Origin of the sequence: Pseudomonas sp. UBA5706 (genome assembly GCF_002419965.1) — a bacterium.
Lineage (GTDB): Bacteria > Pseudomonadota > Gammaproteobacteria > Pseudomonadales > Pseudomonadaceae > Aquipseudomonas.
In genome coordinates this window covers 133,071-150,722 of sequence record NZ_DIHC01000036.1, presented here as the reverse complement: position 1 = coordinate 150,722, position 17,652 = coordinate 133,071, and the positions used below count along the sequence as shown (strand labels likewise).

Here is a 17,652-nt window from a genome sequence, read left to right as displayed (position 1 = left end):
CGGTGGCGCAGAACGCATTAGGGTTTGAATGACTGGTGCGACGTAGCCGTCTTTTTTCTAGCAGCGCCTATACTCGCAATACAAGATTCGGGAGCACTGCCAATGTTCGCTCTCATGCACAACTCGCGCATTCAATCACTGCACATGATCGTCGATGCCCACACGGGCCTCAAAGCAGTGATCGCGATTCATAGCAGTCAGAAGGGCCCGGCTCTGGGTGGCTGTCGCTACCTGTCCTATCCAACCGAGGAAAGCGCCGTGGAAGACGCTATTCAGTTGGCCAGAAATATGAGCTACAAAGCCGTCCTGGCTGGTCTGTCGCTAGGCGGGGGAACGGCGGTCATTTTGCGGCCTGCCCACTTACCGAATCGCGCCGCGCTGTTTGAAGCGTTTGGTCGTTTCATCCAGGCGCTGGATGGCCGCTACATCGCCGCTATCGACAGTGGTACATCGCGTGAAGACATGGACTGCATCGCGCAATACACGCAGCACGTCACGACCACTACCCAATCGGGCGACCCGAACCCCTACACCGCCATGGGCCTGTATACCGGGCTTCGGACCACCGCGATGGCGCGGCTGGGCAGCGACAACCTGGAAGGGCTGCGGGTGGCAATTCAGGGGTTAGGGCATGTGGGCTGGGCGTTGGCAGAGCAACTGCATACCGCAGGCGCGGAATTGCTGGTGTCCGACCTCGACAGCGGCAAAGTCCAACTGGCGATGGAGCGAATGGGCGCCAAACCGGTCGCCTGCGAGGCTTTGCTTAACACACCTTGCGACATTCTCGCCCCATGTGGATTAGGTGGCGTGCTTAACAGTCACAGCGTGACCAAGCTACGCTGTGCTGCCGTCGCCGGAGGTGCCAACAACCAGCTCAGTTGCGCAAACATCGCTGACCAGCTCGAAGCGCGCGGCATCCTTTACGCGCCCGATTACGTCATCAATTCAGGTGGTTTGATCTACGCCGCGCTGCAACATCAGGGAGAAAGCCCAAGCACCATCACCACACATCTGGCTCAAATAGGCACCCGGCTGACTGAAATATTTGCCCACGCCCAGGCTGAAAAACGCTCCCCTGCACGGGTGGCAGATGCATTGGCAGAGCGGTTATTAACTATTGAGTAAACCTTCGGATTTACGAAAGTTTGCGATTCGACTTGAGATTTAGAAGCGTGGCGATTGTGCCGCTGCCACGGGCCTTAAATCGCGCCATTATAGAGGGGCAGCGGTGCGGGAGCCCTCAAGGCATGAGTAAAGTCACGGAGAAGTGAGAGATATGCGCATACGGAGCGGATCTGTAGCACGGCCTGCCGACTGGGATGTATTCATGTCCCTTGGCAGGCCGGACTGCTACTGGTAATTGACGCCGCCGACGTGATTATTTTTCTGCCGAATCGCCGAACAGTTCGTTCAACGCATCTGGCTGATTCTTGAATGCACGAGCGAAAACGTCGCGATTTTTCGCCATAAAGATGCCAGCTTCTTCAATCTGAGCTTCCGACAGGGAAGGCACAGCTTTGCCTAATACACTGGACAGCAGCTCTGCGAGTTCGAGCATTTTGTCATGACGGTCAGCTTCGGCTTTATCCATGAACAAGCGCTCCAGATCTCGGCTGCTGCGGTATACCACTTCGACGGCCATTTACCACCTCATATGCCTTCACGATAGTTATCTTGAACGGGTACTGTGTTTTTATACAGTACGCAGCATAAGGGAATCGTCGCTGCTTGGGTAGTGGCAATTCACGGGCCAGCGATCCACTTGCGACAACCGGTCACGTTCTCAACCTCGGCCGATGACCCCTTTAATGCCTGCCTGCACATGCATGCCTCGAGCGCAGCAAAAGCGTCATGCGTGCGCGGCATCATTCGTTCCGAGCCATTCAAGGAAGCACATCGTGAAAATCAACTGGGCCGACTCCCTCCGTCAGCACGTCCATGGCTGTGCCGAGTCGCTGGGCAACCTCTTCGTCGAAACGTTCCACTACCTGGCGCTGTTTGCCATCGGCGGTGTCACCGCCTGGGCCGCAGTCATGGCATTTCTCGGCATGCTGGATAAAGGGCATATCGCGGTCGATGACATCCTGCTGCTGTTCATCTACCTGGAGTTGGGTGCGATGGTGGGCATCTATTTCAAGACCAATCACATGCCGGTGCGCTTCCTCATCTACGTCGCGATCACCGCCCTGACCCGCTTGTTGATCTCCGACGTGTCGCACCATGCGCCGCCGGATCTGGGCGTCGTGTACCTCAGCGGTGCAATCCTGCTGCTCGCCTTCGCGATTTTGGTGGTCCGATACGCCTCTTCGCAGTTTCCGTCGGTGAAGGTGCCAGATCCGCATGGGCAGACTAAAGGGGCGGTCGTTGAGGAGAAGGGGGAGATTTGATGGATAAGCCAGCCTCAGCAGCAGGCCTCTACAGCTTAGTCAACATACTTAAGTGGTATCTCTGGCATCTTAAATACGTGCAGTACACCGTCAGGTGTTAACTCGTTGGTAATCAGTACACTATTAAAAAGTGTCGCCCAACCGTAAATGTAGTGTAAAGAGTGTGGGTAGGCAGCTGTTGAGGTGGTGTATGTAAGGTTTTCAATTAATCGTATCTGTGATGATGATGGGAGGATGCACGATAAGAAACATCATTATAAATAACATGCTGAGCAGGTTGCAGTTTGCTCACTATGGTGCATTGCAAGGCATGCAAGAAATTCGGGTTAGAAAGGAAAATTTTCTTTTGGTTGGCTTTGATCTGCCTGTGTCGGACCCTTTGCTTCGCAACTATATCAGGGAGGGTGGACGTATGTATTAAAAATCCACCCTCAAGGTTTGTGCGTATTTAAAGATTTAATTGCTGGTGTTGATGCTGCACACCTCCTCGTGGTCACGGCATTTTCCCGCTTCAACAGCTGATGATTTCCGGGGCGTGCCATAGAATGTCTATCTCTGTGCTAAGGGTTGCAAGACTCAGTGTCGTCGTCTGATTGGCGTCTCGTTAAAGCGCTTGCATATAACAGAGGTCTTCGGTTTTCGAGGGTTGTGTAATGATCGTCTGCATTGTAGCAAACCTCGGATTCCCGACTTGGCTATTTTGGTTTTTTGACATAGATGACGACGTCCATCTCGTTTTTTGAGTGAGGGAGAGTATCTTCGAATATGTCCACAGCCCAGGTGAAGTAGTTATTGAAGATGGTTATGTTCTGTAAGTCTTTCGCGGTGATTTCCGAAAGATATTCCTGTACCTCGGTGCCGGAACTACAGTAGATGTAGGATTTTGTTACTTTTTTGAATTTTTCCTGAATGTATTGAGGCATAAAATAGACCTTTGGCTCATCGGATAAAAAAGCCGCATTTCTAAGATTTGAAAGCGTTTCCAAGTTGTTTTCAGTATGGTAAGAGCCAAACATAGGTCTTAATGTGTTAAACCAGAAAAAATTCTTCTTGGTCCAGGATTTATCATTGACGTCATATCTGGGTCTTTTATGAATATTGTTTTTTATGAACTTGTAAATATAGCATTTCAGGATTCTGAAACCAATTTCGTCGTCAATCAACTGTCCAGGGTAAGGTGTCATCATTTAGTCCTTGAAGAAAATATGGCCAAGATCTTCTGTACCGTCTCGCCACTTTATGTGTGGAAGATCATTTCCTACCCGTACTTCTCCTGCCTCCCATGATCCCGGCCTAGAGCCGTGCTGAGGCTTGTGAGTTTCATATCCTTTTGAATATTTTTGATTTTTATATGAGTACATTTTGCGAGCGTCCATATTTCCTCTGCTCTCTTTGAGGAGCGCCTTAGCATGCGCTGCATTTGCCACACGGATGTCGCCACGGCCTCCTTTTCTAATCGCATTAACCGCGTCGTTCCACGCCTTTGAGCCGGGTGTAATTATAGGTAGCTCGCTGGCCTTGCTATATTGTTTTCCGGTCAGGCGACACTTTGGATTGAGACCCCACGGATCCACCCACCCAACCGGATTCGGCGCGTACTGATACAGGTTTATCCCACCCGCTAACCCAATGGGATCCGGGGTGGTAAATCGTCCCACATCAGGATCGTAGAACCTGAAGGTGTTGTAGTGCAGTCCGGTTTCGCGATCAAGGTATTGGCCCTGAAACCTTAGATTCTGTTGTTCAATGAAGTGCGGCTTGCGGTTTTCTTCCGTGGTGTTGCCCCAAACCAGGTAGTGCGCCTGCCATACGACCTGACCGTCGGCATCGGTGAGCTGCTCCGGCAGGCCGTTGAGGTCATTGTGGTAGTAGCGGACTGTATGCTGGGCGCCGATGCCGTCGACGCGGGCGAGGGGCTCGTGGCTGTCGTCGGTGTAGAGGTAGAGGCTCTGCAGGTGATTGCATTGTTCGCGTAGCAGACGCAGGCCTTCCCAATCGAAGCGTGTTTCGCCAATCGTGTTGCCGTGCGGGTCGTGTTCGGTTTTGGCAATGCGCCGACCGAGCGGGTCGTATGCCATGCGGACACGGTTGCCGTTTTCGTTGCGGACTTCGATCAGGCGGTGTTCGGCGTCGTAAGCAAATTGTTGGTAGCCGTAACGCCTGCTGCGTTTCTCGATCATCCGGCCGAAGCCGTCGTAGCGATAACGTTTGTCTTGGTACGTCAGTAATTGATTGTGTTTTATCCGTCCGGCATTGGACTGTGGACCGTCGAGCAGGTTGGCCGCAGCGTCGTAAGCGAAGGTTTCGGGATGCCCAACGAGATCGTCTTGACTGGCCATGATGCGTGCGGTCGCGTCGTGGTGCAGGGCAGTGCGCGACTCACGCGCTCCCTGGCGATTGACTCGGCCGATCAGGTTGTCGGCAGGGTCATGGACGTATTGTTTTTCTCTCTCAGCGGACGGATGAGTGGGCTGGCCTAGGGTTCGCCGTGTTCTTGAGCGCAGGCGTCCGCAGTGATCGTAATGGCTGCGTGTGCTGATCTGACCCTGGCTGCGCAGCACCTCGCGATGAAGCCGGTCACGCTCGAAGTCACTGATGACCTGCCCGTCGAGGTTGATCTGGTGCAGATGCCCGCTGCCGTAATGCAGGCGATTGAGCCACCGGCCATCGGGCAGTTGCGTCTGCGTCAGGTTGCCCAGTTCATCGTAGCGGTGGTGTAGTGGGCCTGATGCACCGGTTTCACCGAGCAATTGCCCCAAGGCATCGTAGGTGAAGCTGACACCTTGCTGCTCACCTGTCAGGTCGGTGAACACGACCTCGCGCAGTTGATCTAGGGCGTCATAGCGATAGTCGGTGGAGCCCTCGGTGGTGGTCTTGGTCACCAGGCGACCCAGCACATCACGTTTCAGCCGGCACACGATGGGCTCTTCACCTCGCTCGCTCGTATGAGGCGAAGGCCGGTGTTCGATCTGTACAGGATGACTCAGCGGGTCATAGACGTATCGTCGCTGGCTGCCGTCCAGATCCTCCTGCTGCATTAACCTGTCGGCTGCATCCCAGGTGAATCGATAGCGTTCGCCGTTCTCGTTGGTCAGTCCCTGCAACCGGCCATAGACGTCATAACTGAATTGCACGTACCGACCGTGGGCATCGATCCGTTGACGCACCTGCCCGCGCGGGTTGTACTGGTAGGTTGTGATGTGGCCTGCAGGATCCGTGTAGGCAGTCAGTGAACCGCCGGCATCCCGTTGATAGCGTTCGACACGCCCGTCAGGCAGTTCGGTCTGCAACAGTCGACCCTGGCTGTCGTACTGGTAAAGGGTACGTTCCCCGAGTGCATTGGTGATGCCTTGCAGAAAACCGCGCCGGTCATAGCTCATTGATGTTGGGTAACCGGCGCAGTCAATGTGCTCGGTCAAGCGTCCGAGCGCATTCCAGCGCAGCTTCTTGCTCTTGCCCGCGGCGTCGATGATCTCGACCACCTGACCGCACTCGTCGTAGCGGTACTGAGTGACATGCCCCAGTGGATCGACTTCGTGGGTGCGGTTTCCGCGAGCGTCGTAGCGGTATTGCCACGTGTTGCCCGCTGCGTCGGTTTCCGTTTTCGGCAGTGACCAGTGTTCCAGCCAGTCGGTTAAATCGCTGCGCCCGAGCGGATCCTCTGTCGAAGTGAGACGTCCGGCTTCGTCATAGCGGTAGTGCCATTGACCGCCTTGGGGATCGATCGCGCCGAGCAACTGGCGTTCGTTGTTCCATGAAAACTGCCAGGTCTGACCCAGGTTGTCGGTGTATTCGGTGATCTGATGCTGATTGTTCCAGCGGCGAATGCTGACCCGGCCCAGGCCATCAGTGATGAGCGTGCTGCCAGCCGCGAGGTCGTAGTCAAAGTCGTACTCTTCACCGTCATCGGTGCAATGGCGAATGACCCGCCATTCGCGGTTTTCGATCAGCGCCCATGCGTAGAAACACCGCAAGCCAGTGGGCAATTGATGTTCGACCATGCGCCGCCCACTGTCGTAGGCGAAGCGCCTTTGCACGTTGCCGGATGCATCGCGCACTTGCGCCAGATCGCCACAAGCGTCGTAGGCATAGGCGGCCAGAACCTCGACCTGCAGATCGCGGTATACCCGCTCGATACGTTCAAGGCGACGAGGCCATTGCACGGAATAAACCAGCTCAACCTGCAACGTCTGCTGACTGTCGTGCAGCCGCGTGAGTCGATGCTCGACGTCGTAGTCCAGATAAATCCGGTTGTCGTTACGGTCACCCACTTGCGCCAGGCGCAACGTTGCGACATCCGCCGGTGCCGGCTCGAACAGGCGATACAGCCCGTCCTCGCTCTCGATCAATATCTGGCCATTGGCATGCCGGTGCACTGCCAGACCTTCTCCTGCACTGAACACCGCATGCCCCAATGGGATAGAACCCATGTCGATGCGGCGTGCCTGTTCGTCGATGTAGATCAGCCGTTCAGCGCCGCAGAGATCGACCTCGATGCAGACGCCGACCTCATACAGGACACTCCAGCCGGCTCCGAACAGGCCGTCCTGACGTTCATCCCGGCTGTTGTAAAAGCGTTGCCACTCAATGGGCAGGACGCCCGGCAAGGCGAAGTCCAGCTCTTCGGCCCCGCTCAGTACCTTCGCGCCCGTCGCGGCATGTACCGGATGCGGTGAGCCCGATACCGCGCGGCTTAACGCCCCTGCTGCCTGGCTGACACCGTATGCATTGATTCCGCCCAGCACCATGCACGGCAGATTGCCGATAAATTTGCGCAGCCCACCCTTGAGCATCATCAGTGTGTTGACCGCCAAACCCACGCCGGGCGTTTTACCGCTGCGAACCGGTCGTACTACCAGTTTGTCTCCACCAATGCGCACATTCGGGGAGATATGCACCGAAGACACCACTGTTGCATCGCACGTACTGCGATCACCACTGCGCACTGCAGGTTGACCGTTGATGAACACCCGGTCCGAACCTTCGGCCAGGTATTGCACCGGCATCGGCGCATGGCGCTCGCAGTTCACATGATCCATCGCCTTCGGTAATGCGCCAGCGGCAGGCGATGCGAGCGTGGGCCGCCACAATTCCGAGAAAAACCCCTGTGCCATGTCAAGAAAGGTGCCTTCGGGGGCGTCGTCAGCGGCAAGGTCAGTTGCGTCGGAGGAAATGCCACCTGCAGCTCGCGCCGCAGCCAGGCCGTTTATAAAGACATTGGAAGAACCGCTGCTGATACGCGCGTATACGGTCGGAGGGAACAGGGCGTTGGCCAGGCTTGCGCTGAGCTGGCTGATGCCTTGGTCGGCACCGATGAGGTTCATGCCCACGCCGACTGCCACGCTGATGACAGCGCCCAATACGCACGCGCCAAGTCCACCGGTTGCCAGGGTCAGGCCGGCTGCGCCGACCACCGCAGCTCCCACCAGTGCGCCGATGGCGACACCGGCCGCCACCTCCAATACGCCACTCAGGATATCGGCCAGGATCGAGCTGTGGGCGAGGGCGTCACCCTGGCGGGCGGCCCAGAGGGCATCAGGCATTGAGTTGTGATCCGCGCTGGGAAAACGGCGGAATCTAAGGGCTTTGAGCCTTGCTGTCTGAGCGCAGAAACACAAAAAGCGCGGAGTGCGCGCTTTTCAGAAAAGGACTACAGCTGACAGGTTTTGAGTCTTAGTCAGGGGGAGGAAACACCTGAGCTACAGGCGATCAGTTCACCCAGACGCCGACGTGATAGTGCCAGCCATCACCGCGGCTCTCCCAGTAAGGATGCTGGTAGCGATAACCCGGTCGCACGGCTTCCCAGTGTCCGTGAACAGGGACATAGCGATTGCCGTTCCAATGCCAAAAGCCACGGGACCAGATATAGCCAGGACGGGGCGCCGGTTCTTCCTCGATGATGCGTTCGGGGGGCGCCTGCGGAGCAACGACTTCGACGTACTCGGCGCGCGGTGCGGGGCGCTCGACGACGCGCCGCTCATGCACCACTCTTTCCTGCACACACCCGGCGGCCATGAGCAGCGCGCCAGTTAGTGCGATGTAACGTAAAGACATATCCTCACCTCGGACATCGAAACCGGCCATCACCGGCCGGATAACCGGTGATCCACTTGCTACGTGTTTGTTGTAACAGGTCGTTTCTGTCTGCGGGCTGAATCGCTGGAGAGTCTTCAGGTTGAGGTGATCGCCGGTCAAAGTCGTAGCAGGCTATGCAGTTAGACAGATCCGATCAGCGCTGCAGGCGCGGTTCCACGGAGTCCGCCAGCTGCGTCAGGATCAGGCAGCACGACACCGCGCCGGCATCCAGCATGCCGACCGAGCGTTCGCCCAGACGGCTGGCCCGACCGATTTTCGCCATCCGGCCCCGGGTCGATTTCCGGCCCCGGGATGCAGCGGCGTTGGCCTGTGTCAGCAGCCGCGCGAATGACGCCCCTTCACGGCTGGCTTTTTCGGCGGCCTCGACGGCGGGAATCAGCGTGTCCATCAGGCGTTTGTCGGACAATGTGTTTCTGCCGGTCAGTCGCAATTGCACGTTCGTCTGCGCTATTGGCGGTTCACTGAAGGCTGGCGAGTACATGAGTCCGGACCACATCTGCCGGCGTATGGCATAGCGCCTCGGTGCCGAGAGTGAAAGCCTTTACGCGCCAGCGCTGGTGGCCAATCCGGAACTGCGCAGTGCCCTGATCAGCAACAACACGTTGTGCTCGACGCTGGACCGCGATCGTGCCGATATCGCGTTGATCGGCATTGGCGGCTTGAGCGAAAACAGCAACAGGGTACGCATGGGCTGGTTCTCGCCGCAGGAAGTCGCGCAGGCGCGTCTGTACGGAACGGTCGGCGACATGATGGGTTTGACTTCATCGATATCCACGGCCAGCCGGCGATCACTGCCATGCAGGGGCGGATCATCGGTCTGAACGTGCAGGAACTGGCGCGTATTCCTGATGTGGTCGCCATAGCCAGTGAAAATACCAAGGCGGCGGCGACGCTAGGGGGCTTTACGGTCGGGAGTGATCAACACATTGGCGACGACGGTCACTCATGCTCACACCATTCTTGCGCTGGACGATGCACCGCGCAAAGCACCAGTCGATTGAGGGGGAACGCATGACGGGGGGGCGATTTGTCGCGTCGCGCTCCGTCAGCGCCCTGTCATCGTTAGATGCCCACGTTCAATTGCGGGCGGTTGAGAAAATGGTTGCGTGCAGGTGGCGGCGACAACTGCTTGAGATCGCCATCGGTCATGGCCGCAAGGATTTTGATCGCGCTATGGCCTTGCTCGATGGCGATGCCGAACTGCACGCTTTCGATCAGGCGACGCAAGCGCTTGGGGGAATTACGTTGCTCGGCGCTGATCAAGCGTTTTGCAACCACGCCCGAGTCGTTGGAAAGCGTCAGCATGATGGTTCCGTCAAGGCCCTGGATACTCAGATTGACCCGGTAGTCCGGGTGAAACGCATCAGTGATCTGTTGAAAAGGATTTTCCATGGCCTAATACCTGTTTATCGATCTGCATCATTGACTGAGGTTTAATCCCTTTAGTTCTGAACGCTGGATCAACGGTAGAAAAAATTGCTGTATCGCCTGAATGGGCTGCAGACTCCAGTGCGCGTCAATACAGCGCCGGGTTAACGGTTGGCTACCTGGCGTGCCGCTTGGACAAGGTTCTAAAATCTGGAAGCTCTATGTAAGGGAGCTTGCATGGTTTGGGCCACTCAGGCGCGAATGGCGTGCGCAAAGCGCCCGACTGCGTATTGCGGCGAGCGAATGAACAGAATTCGCCTTTTTAATTAACCACTTAGTAGTAGTCCTTGGCTTTCGCTGTGGCGGACGAAGCACTAATACCGTGCTCTGCGCATGCTTTGTGTGCATGCAATGGAGTCTGCGGTGATCTGTAAAGCAAACGGCACAAAAAAGGGCGGGCCTGTCTCCACAGGCCCGCCCTTCAATGTAATGAGCAATGTCTTCAAGCCGTCGGCCTAGCCGTGCAGCGCTTCATCTTTCTCCAGGAATTCTTCCTGCAACAGGGCGTCCGGGTTTTCCGAATCCCCGCCAGCGGTGCTGTCAATCGACGCAACCCCGCCGCGTTTGCTGCGCAACTTGCCGAACAGGTGCTCCAGTGCGTGATCGAGCTTCACGGCGGCACCGTCGACGGCTTGATCCAGCGTATCGGCCTTGTGGGTCACGGAAATGGGTTGGTGTCCTTTTGGCCGGGCTTCCATCTGGCAGCGGATGTCATGCGGGCCGGGCTTATCGCCATTCTCATCGCGAATATGGACTTCGATGCGGGTGAGGTCCTCATCGTAGCGGTCGAGCGTGCTTTCAACGGTGGTTCGTACCCACTCCTCCAGTCGGATGCTGCTTTCGATGTGGTTATCGCTATTGACCTGGATTTGCATAGTTCTTCCCTTACTTTGGCTTGCTCGGGAGAGTCTCGACGACAAGGTTTTCGTCTGCCCTCAGTCACAGTGTTGGCGCCGATGGAGAAACAATTCAACCCCCCAGGCGAGAGAAAATATTTCAGCTTGGATTGAACCTTTACCCGTGTCGGTATGCACCCTGCACGGCAGCCTTCGCGAAGGTATTGCGGAGTAATCTGTCAGACGCTTTGCATATGAGAATATTTATCATTAATATTGCGTTCTTTTTGTGCGCATGCTGCAAACGATACCCGTTTGCTCGCTGAAGTATGGATGATCCCGTCGATGTCGAGTCGCTCAACCAGCAGCCAGGACGCCTGCACTTGCATCAGGCTGCACGCTTGATGGAGGCCCTGTCGGTAAGCGCCCCGATGCCTGAAAAAAGGCGAGGGCAGGTTAAAAGAAACGCCCGGCGTTCCGGCGCGGTTCCCGTTCGCCAGCGCCTGGCGGTGGCATCCCGGGTCGCGGCGGCGTTGATTGGCGGGTATGCGCTGTCGGCGCTGTCGAGCATGTGTCTTGCGCAGTTCCTGCCCCTGGCACGGGCCGAAGCGGTGGTGCTGGCGATGACGCTATCGTTTCTGGTGTATCTGCCTGCCGTGTTGTGGTGCTTTGCATGTCGCACGGCATGGCGCGCCTGGTTCGGTCTGCTGCTGCCCAGCGCTGTGCTGGGAGCGGTGTACGCCAGCGCTCGGTGGCTGTCGTGAAAGAGGGGTTCCGTCAGGCGATGGCGTGGTTGCACACTTGGGCCGGGCTGATTTTTGGCTGGCTGCTGTTCGCCGTTTTCCTCACCGGCACGCTCTCGTATTTCAAGAATGAAATCACGCAGTGGATGCAGCCGGAAATCGTTCCCCACGAGGTCACCGCTGCCGACAGCGTCAATCGCGCCCAGCGTTGGCTGCAGGAAAACGCCGGGGATGCGAAGCGCTGGTTCATTACCCTGCCGGACGAGCGCTCGCCGACTTTGGGTGTGAGCTGGGCCAAAGGCAACGGTGGTTTCGCACGAAAATCTTTGGACGCCCTCAGCGGCAACCCGACGCAGGCGCGCGAGAGCATGGGGGGCGAGTTTTTTTACCGTTTCCATTTCCAGTTGCAGATGCCCTATCCCTGGGGTCGTTGGCTGGCCTCGTTGGCGGCAATGGTGATGCTTGTCGCTCTGGTCAGCGGGATCATCACGCACAAGAAGATTTTCAAGGAGTTCTTCACCTTCCGCCCACGCAAGGGCCAGCGCACTTGGCTCGACGGCCATAATGCCGTGGCGGTTCTGGTGTTGCCGTTTCATCTGATGATCACCTACAGCAGTCTGGTGATCTTCATGACCATGGTCATGCCGTTGAGCATTCTTACCAGCTACGGCAAGGATACCCAGGCGTTTTTCAATGACCTGTTCCCGGCGTTAAAGACCGCACCGGCCGCGACTGAAAGCGCCCCGCTGGCACCTATTGCCTCGATGTTCGAGGTTGCCGCGATGCAATGGCCGGGCAGTCGCATCGGATTGATCACAGTAAACAACCCCGGCAGCGCCAATGCCTCGGTAACCTTGACCCCCAGTGGTGCGGATCACATTGCCAATGAGTCGGGCACCACGCTGGTGTTCGATGGCGTCAGCGGCGCACTCAAGGACCAAAGCACCACCAGTGCCGCCGCGCTGCTGCTGGCAGGGGGGCTTTATGGCTTGCATATGGGGCATTTTGCCGGGCCGTTGTTACGTTGGCTGTATTTCCTTGCGGGTATCGGCAGCACGGCGATGATCGCTACGGGACTGGTGATCTGGCTGGGCAAACGCAAGCTCAAGCATGCAAAGAGCGACGTTCTGCCGTTGGGGCTACGGTTGGTGGAAATGCTCAACGTCGCCAGCATGTCGGGGCTGATGCTAGCGGTGGTGAGTTTCTTCTGGGCCAATCGCTTGTTGCCCGTCAGCCTCAGCGGGCGTGGAGACTGGGAAGTTCGGGCATTTTTCTGCGCTTGGGGGCTGGCCGCGCTGCATGCCGTCGTGCGCGTGGTGGTGCGCAACGGTCGCACTGCGTGGCGCGAGCAGTTGACCCTGGCTGCCATGCTGTATTGCACATTGCCTGTGCTGGATATGCTGACGGCGGGCGAGTATTTGCTGGCGTCTCTAAAGCAGGGAAACATGACCCTCGCGGCGCTGGATCTGACGGCGCTGATCACGGGAGTTTTCCTGGCGTGGGGAGCCATCCGGTTCCGCGATCGCGGGAAGACAATGGCCGCGAGCAAGTTCGTTCGTGAGCGCGTTGGCACCGATGCCACCGTTCAGGAGGCTAACTGATGCTGCTCGTCACACTGCTGTGCTACGTCGGTTTTACTGCCTTATGCCTGTCCATGAGCCGCCACTACAGCGAGCTCGTCGGCGGCTCGCTGACCTTGGGTCGTGGCAGGGTCCTGAAGCTTTCAGGCTGGGCGGTGTTGCTGTTATCACTTCGGTTTGCCGTGATTTCGCAAAACCCGGGCCAGGCCTTGGTGCAGTGGTTCGCTGCGCTGATGGGCAGTGCGGTGCTGTTGGTATTCGTGATGTCTTATTGGCCAAGGCTGGCCTTGTCGCTGGCGGGTATCGGGGCATTGCTCGCCCCGATTGCCGCCTGCCTTCAACTCCTGGCCTGAGCCCAGCATGATTGACCTCACCCCGCCGACCCGCAAGACGGGCGCCACAGATGCCGATGCCGACACACCCAAGGCTGCACGCGCGCATTTTCTCAACGTGTTTCTTTCCCAACGTCCGCAGATGGAAGCGCTGGTGAGCCGGCGTGTCGGCTGCCGTGCAACGGCGGCGGATCTGGTGCAGGACCTGTTCGTCAGGTTTTGGCGCCGGCCCTTGGTAGACGTCGAGGAACTCAATACCTACCTGCTACGGTGCGCGGGAAATATCGCCATCGATCACCTGCGCAATGAAGGCACCCGTGCGCGACTCAACGAAGGGCTGAGGCTCGACGAGCAAACGTTGCGCGACGATGAGCCTCAGGCCGCGCTTGAAGCCAGCAATGACCTGCGCCACATCGAGGCCGCGCTGCGCGGGTTGCCGGAAAACACCCGGCAAATTTTCCTGCTCCACCGCATTCATGGACGCAAATACGCCGAGATCGCCAAGGTGATGGGGCTTTCGCAAAGCGCTGTGGAAAAACATATGATGCGCGCCTTGCAAGTCTGCAAGGCGAGCCTGGATCAGAACGCCACGGGGGGCGTGCCCGATCGTGCAAAGTTCGAGGACGCTCGTCGATGACAGCGCCTTCGGATTCGAACCTCATGATTACCCCGCAACAGCATGACGCTGCCCTGAAATGGTTGAGCCTGCTGCACGATGCCCCAAGCGCAGCCGACCAAGCGCGATTCAGCCGCTGGCTGCAGGCTGATCCTGCCCATGCCCATGCCCATGCCAAGGCCTATGCCCAGGCGCAGGTGATGTGGCAAGTCAGCGAAGAGCCTGCGGCGAAACTGGCGGCTGAAGATTCACGAGCGCTCGAAGCCCTGCTCCAGGCGATGGACGCTGCGCCCCAGGCTTCCCGCAGTCGCCGTTGCTGGCCGCACTGGAGTGCTGCATTGGCCATGGCGGCCTGCCTGCTGCTGATGATCGGCATCGGTATGGGTTGGCAGCCTCAACGCTGGATCGACGATTTTGGCGCCGATTACGTGTCGGCGCCGGGACAGCTGCGGACAGTGACGCTGGCCGATCAGTCGCGGATAACGCTGGACGCCGACAGCGCCGTCGCCGTGCACGTTGCCAAGGGCGAACGGCATGTGCAGCTGCGACGTGGTGCCGCATTCTTTGACGTCACTCATACGGGAGAACCGTTCGTGGTCGAGGGCGGGCGCGGCGAAACCCAGGTTCTGGGCACCCAGTTTGAAGTCCGACTGCAGCCCGGCGGGGCTCGGGTCACGGTGCTGTCCGGGCGCGTGGCCGTGAAGGCGGGTGCCGACCTGCCGCAGCAGATTCTTACCGGCGGGCAACGGGTCAGTTATGACACCTCCCGTACCACTGCCCCTCAAGCGGTGGACAGCGAAAACCAACTGGCCTGGCGCCAAGGCTGGCTTAACTATTACCGCACGCCGCTGGCCGATGTGATCAGCGATCTGAGTCGCTACTACCCTGGGCGCATTGTCGTGCTCAACGAGCAACTGGCCGCGAGGAAAGTCAGCGGCAGCTTCCCCAGCAATGATCCGCAGGCCGTGTTGGCGGCGTTGAAATCGGTGGTTGGTTTCGAGCAGTACGAGGCATTCGGGCGGGTCATCGTGATCAGGTGAGCGCCGGATGAGCGGCCCATACCCACACCGACGTTTTGTCGCAGCAGGGCGTGTCGGCGGTGGCGCTCCCGACCTATCGCCGTCGATAAGCCGTGCGCCTGGAGGCGATCTCTGGATCTCGGGCAAGGCATGTACATTCATTTGGGGCAATCAAATTGAAAGTCTGGTTCGGCATTCCCGTACTTGCTGTCTGTAGCGCGTGCGTTCAGGCGGCGGAGCCGGCCTACGACTTTTCGATCCCTGCTAAACCCTTGCCCCAGGCGCTAAGCGATTTCAGCCGCGTCACCGGCCAAGGCATCATCTACACCCAAGACACGCCCTATAGCATCCAGGCCCCGGCGCTCCAAGGCCGGTTCGATGCTGAACACGCCTTGCGCTTGCTGCTGAGCCATTCCGGCCTGAGTTTTCGTCGTGCTACTGAACACGCCTTCAGCCTCGAACCCGCACCCGCCGAAGGCGCGATTACCCTTGGCCTGACCCAGATCGATGCGCAGCGAACCACCGAGCAAAGCTACCAACCGCCCGTCAGCACGACGGTGACGCGTGCCGGGACGCCACAGCTGGAAAATCCGCAGGCCATTAACGTCGTGCCGGCGCAGGTCTTGCGCGATCAGGCACCGCGTAACCTTGACGACGCGCTGAGCAACATCAGCGGCGTCACCCAGGGCAATACCCTCGGCAGTACCCAGGACACCTTGATGAAACGCGGTTTTGGCGATAACCGCGACGGCTCGATCATGCGCGATGGCATGCCGGTGGTGCAGGGGCGCAGCCTTAACGTCAGTGCCGAACGTGTCGAAGTCCTTAAGGGTCCGGCCTCGCTGCTGTACGGTATCCAGGACCCCGGCGGGGTCATTAACGTGGTCAGCAAACGCCCCGAATTACAGCCTTATCATGCGCTGACTGCACGCGGTTCAAGCTATGGCTCGGGCAAGAACGGCAGCGGTGGAACGCTCGACAGCACCGGTCCGGTGGGTGATTCGACCACGCAAGGCGTGGGCCTGGCGTATCGGCTGATCATCGATCACGAAGACGAAGATTATTGGCGCAACTACGGTGTGCATCGAGAATCGTTGGTCGCGCCTTCGCTGGCCTGGTACGGCGATGACACCCAATTGCTCGTCGCCTACGAGCACCGCGAGTTCCTCTCGCCGTTCGATCGGGGCACGGCCATCGACCCACGTACTCGTCACCCGCTCAACATCCCGGCCACGCGGCGTCTGGATGAGCCATTCAACAGCATGGAAGGGCGTTCGGACCTGTATCACATCGAGGCCGATCATCAATTCGACGAGACCTGGACAGGCCATTTGGGCTACAGCTACAACCGTGAAACCTATGATGCCAGTCAGGTGCGGGTGACCGCCGTCGACCCGGTCAACGGTACGCTGACACGCTCGATGGACGGCACCGGCAATGCCCTGAGCACGGATCGTTTCACGACCCTGACGCTGAACGGCAACGCCGATTTTTCGGGTATGCAGCACGATCTGCTGTTTGGCCTGGATGACGAGTACCGCAAGATCTATCGCGGCGAGCTGATTCGGCAGAAGAGCCTCACAACGTTCAGTTATGTAAATCCGCTTTATGAGCAGGAAGCCGAAGGCACGCGCGTTAGCGCGCCGGACAGCAGTCAACTGGACATCCTGCGTAGCGATTCGCTGTTCTTTCAGGATTCGATTCATCTGAGCGATCAGTTGATTTTCGTGGCGGGTGCACGTTATCAGCTGTTCGATCAACAGGCGGGTAAGGGTATTCCGTTCACCCGCAACACTGATCTGAACGGCGAAAAATGGATTCCCCGCGCCGGCCTCGTCTACCGCTATAACGATGAGCTGTCGTTCTATGGCAGCTACACCGAAGCGTTCAAGCCCAACTCCAGCATCGCTGCGCTGGCGGGGGGCACGGTGCTGGACTCTGCGACCCTGCCTGAGCAGTCCAACGCCTGGGAACTGGGTACCAAGTGGGATGTAGACGATCGCATCAGCGGCACACTGGCGTTGTTTGACATCCAGAAGCGCAACGTGCTGGTGGCCAATTTCGATTCGCTTACGGCGACCACCGTTTACACCAACGCAGGTGAAGTGCGCTCGCGGGGCGCCGAGCTGGATGTGAGTGGGCAGCTGTCGGAACGCTGGAGTCTGATCAGCGGCTATGCGTTCACCGATGCATGGGTGGTAGAAGACCCGACGCTGAAGGGTAATCGGCTGCAGAACGTACCAAAGCACAGCGGTTCGCTGTCGGCAGTCTATGACCTGGGCTCCGTGTTGGGGGGCGATCGGTTGCGGCTCGGCGCTGGCGCGCATTACGTCGGCGAACGGGCCGGCAACCCGGACAATGATTTCCACTTGCCGGGCTATACCGTCGCCGATGCCTTTGCCACCTATGAAACCAGGCTGGACGGGCAGAAGGTCAGGCTTCAACTCAACGTGAAAAACCTATTCGATCGCACCTATTACAGTTCGGCGGTGAGCCGCTACTTCGTGTCGATGGGGGACTCGCGGCAGGTGATCCTCGCCACGACGCTGGAGTTTTGAGCGGGCGACCTGTCGCGGATCGGCGCGGATTCCGCAGGCCATAGGAGCCTTGCTTGC

14 protein-coding genes and 2 pseudogenes are annotated in these 17,652 nt (G+C 58.2%); 9 read left to right on the top strand and 7 right to left on the bottom strand.

Translation table 11 applies throughout. The annotated features are described in order from the left end of the window. Window positions 1-102 precede the first annotated feature (102 nt). On the top strand, window positions 103-1,125 hold the full coding sequence (locus tag B3I26_RS17660; RefSeq protein WP_296259478.1) for a Glu/Leu/Phe/Val dehydrogenase family protein: 1,023 nt from the start codon (window positions 103-105) through the stop codon (window positions 1,123-1,125). 253 nt (window positions 1,126-1,378) lie between these two features. Here B3I26_RS17660 and B3I26_RS17655 read toward each other — a convergent pair whose 3' ends face one another. Beyond that, window positions 1,379-1,642 carry a YebG family protein gene (locus tag B3I26_RS17655; RefSeq protein WP_296259477.1) on the bottom strand — a complete coding sequence of 88 codons (264 nt, stop codon included), beginning with the start codon at window positions 1,640-1,642 and terminating at the stop codon, window positions 1,379-1,381. 256 nt (window positions 1,643-1,898) lie between these two features. On the opposite strand from B3I26_RS17655, the gene B3I26_RS17650 reads away from it, so the two are divergent. Next, window positions 1,899-2,387 carry a phosphate-starvation-inducible protein PsiE gene (locus B3I26_RS17650; RefSeq protein WP_296259476.1) on the top strand — a complete coding sequence of 163 codons (489 nt, stop codon included), beginning with the start codon at window positions 1,899-1,901 and terminating at the stop codon, window positions 2,385-2,387. Window positions 2,388-3,082: 695 nt separating this feature from the next. On the opposite strand, the gene B3I26_RS17645 is transcribed toward B3I26_RS17650, so the two are convergent. The 4 genes and pseudogenes from B3I26_RS17645 to B3I26_RS17630 all read right to left on the bottom strand — a co-directional run. Further along, window positions 3,083-3,571 (bottom strand): hypothetical protein, encoded by a 489-nt coding sequence (locus B3I26_RS17645; RefSeq protein ID WP_296259474.1) that lies wholly within the window; start codon window positions 3,569-3,571, stop codon window positions 3,083-3,085. 3 nt (window positions 3,572-3,574) lie between these two features. Beyond that, window positions 3,575-7,930 (bottom strand): RHS repeat-associated core domain-containing protein, encoded by a 4,356-nt coding sequence (locus B3I26_RS17640; protein ID WP_296259472.1) that lies wholly within the window; start codon window positions 7,928-7,930, stop codon window positions 3,575-3,577. Window positions 7,931-8,096: 166 nt separating this feature from the next. Continuing rightward, window positions 8,097-8,441, bottom strand: coding sequence for a YXWGXW repeat-containing protein (locus tag B3I26_RS17635; RefSeq protein WP_296259471.1), 345 nt, complete (start codon window positions 8,439-8,441; stop codon window positions 8,097-8,099). 175 nt (window positions 8,442-8,616) lie between these two features. Next, window positions 8,617-8,889 (bottom strand): annotated as a pseudogene (locus tag B3I26_RS17630) (dihydroxyacetone kinase family protein); the annotation flags it as partial. Between B3I26_RS17630 and B3I26_RS17625 the strand changes: the two are divergent. Beyond that, window positions 8,882-9,484, top strand: a pseudogene (locus B3I26_RS17625) (sugar-binding domain-containing protein); the annotation flags it as partial. The pseudogenes B3I26_RS17630 and B3I26_RS17625 overlap by 8 nt on opposite strands. Window positions 9,485-9,545: 61 nt before the next feature. Here the strand turns inward: B3I26_RS17625 and B3I26_RS17620 are convergent. Then, window positions 9,546-9,875 carry a DUF3509 domain-containing protein gene (locus tag B3I26_RS17620; RefSeq protein ID WP_296259469.1) on the bottom strand — a complete coding sequence of 110 codons (330 nt, stop codon included), beginning with the start codon at window positions 9,873-9,875 and terminating at the stop codon, window positions 9,546-9,548. Between the two features lie 491 nt (window positions 9,876-10,366). Then, on the bottom strand, window positions 10,367-10,786 hold the full coding sequence (locus tag B3I26_RS17615; protein WP_296259468.1) for an HPF/RaiA family ribosome-associated protein: 420 nt from the start codon (window positions 10,784-10,786) through the stop codon (window positions 10,367-10,369). Window positions 10,787-11,151: 365 nt separating this feature from the next. Here B3I26_RS17615 and B3I26_RS17610 point away from each other — a divergent pair, with 365 nt between their 5' ends. The 6 genes from B3I26_RS17610 (at window position 11,152) to B3I26_RS17585 (ending at window position 17,595) form a co-directional block, all read left to right on the top strand. Then, the gene (locus tag B3I26_RS17610) at window positions 11,152-11,511 is read left to right on the top strand and encodes a DUF3649 domain-containing protein (RefSeq protein ID WP_409521962.1); all 360 of its coding nucleotides are present in this window, start codon (window positions 11,152-11,154) and stop codon (window positions 11,509-11,511) included. Further along, window positions 11,508-13,091 (top strand): PepSY-associated TM helix domain-containing protein, encoded by a 1,584-nt coding sequence (locus B3I26_RS17605; protein ID WP_296259466.1) that lies wholly within the window; start codon window positions 11,508-11,510, stop codon window positions 13,089-13,091. The genes B3I26_RS17610 and B3I26_RS17605 overlap by 4 nt, the downstream gene beginning before the upstream one ends. Then, complete coding sequence (locus B3I26_RS17600; protein ID WP_296259463.1) at window positions 13,091-13,423, top strand: DUF3325 domain-containing protein; 333 nt, start codon at window positions 13,091-13,093, stop codon at window positions 13,421-13,423. The genes B3I26_RS17605 and B3I26_RS17600 overlap by 1 nt, the downstream gene beginning before the upstream one ends. A gap of 7 nt (window positions 13,424-13,430) precedes the next feature. After that, window positions 13,431-14,039, top strand: a complete 609-nt coding sequence (locus B3I26_RS17595; protein ID WP_296259461.1) for an RNA polymerase sigma factor — start codon at window positions 13,431-13,433, stop codon at window positions 14,037-14,039. Further along, window positions 14,036-15,058 carry a FecR family protein gene (locus B3I26_RS17590; RefSeq protein ID WP_296259460.1) on the top strand — a complete coding sequence of 341 codons (1,023 nt, stop codon included), beginning with the start codon at window positions 14,036-14,038 and terminating at the stop codon, window positions 15,056-15,058. The genes B3I26_RS17595 and B3I26_RS17590 overlap by 4 nt, the downstream gene beginning before the upstream one ends. 149 nt (window positions 15,059-15,207) lie before the next feature. Next, complete coding sequence (locus tag B3I26_RS17585; protein ID WP_409521964.1) at window positions 15,208-17,595, top strand: TonB-dependent siderophore receptor; 2,388 nt, start codon at window positions 15,208-15,210, stop codon at window positions 17,593-17,595. The last annotated feature ends 57 nt before the right edge of the window (window positions 17,596-17,652 follow it).

Coding starts and splice junctions, on each gene's coding strand:
- B3I26_RS17660 (WP_296259478.1), top strand. CDS start 103: ATGTTCGCTCTCATGCACAACTCGCGCATTCAATCACTGCACATGATC.
- B3I26_RS17655 (WP_296259477.1), bottom strand. CDS start 1,642: ATGGCCGTCGAAGTGGTATACCGCAGCAGCCGAGATCTGGAGCGCTTG.
- B3I26_RS17645 (WP_296259474.1), bottom strand. CDS start 3,571: ATGACACCTTACCCTGGACAGTTGATTGACGACGAAATTGGTTTCAGA.
- B3I26_RS17640 (WP_296259472.1), bottom strand. CDS start 7,930: ATGCCTGATGCCCTCTGGGCCGCCCGCCAGGGTGACGCCCTCGCCCAC.
- B3I26_RS17635 (WP_296259471.1), bottom strand. CDS start 8,441: ATGTCTTTACGTTACATCGCACTAACTGGCGCGCTGCTCATGGCCGCC.
- B3I26_RS17620 (WP_296259469.1), bottom strand. CDS start 9,875: ATGGAAAATCCTTTTCAACAGATCACTGATGCGTTTCACCCGGACTAC.
- B3I26_RS17615 (WP_296259468.1), bottom strand. CDS start 10,786: ATGCAAATCCAGGTCAATAGCGATAACCACATCGAAAGCAGCATCCGA.
- B3I26_RS17610 (WP_409521962.1), top strand. CDS start 11,152: ATGGAGGCCCTGTCGGTAAGCGCCCCGATGCCTGAAAAAAGGCGAGGG.
- B3I26_RS17600 (WP_296259463.1), top strand. CDS start 13,091: ATGCTGCTCGTCACACTGCTGTGCTACGTCGGTTTTACTGCCTTATGC.
- B3I26_RS17595 (WP_296259461.1), top strand. CDS start 13,431: ATGATTGACCTCACCCCGCCGACCCGCAAGACGGGCGCCACAGATGCC.
- B3I26_RS17590 (WP_296259460.1), top strand. CDS start 14,036: ATGACAGCGCCTTCGGATTCGAACCTCATGATTACCCCGCAACAGCAT.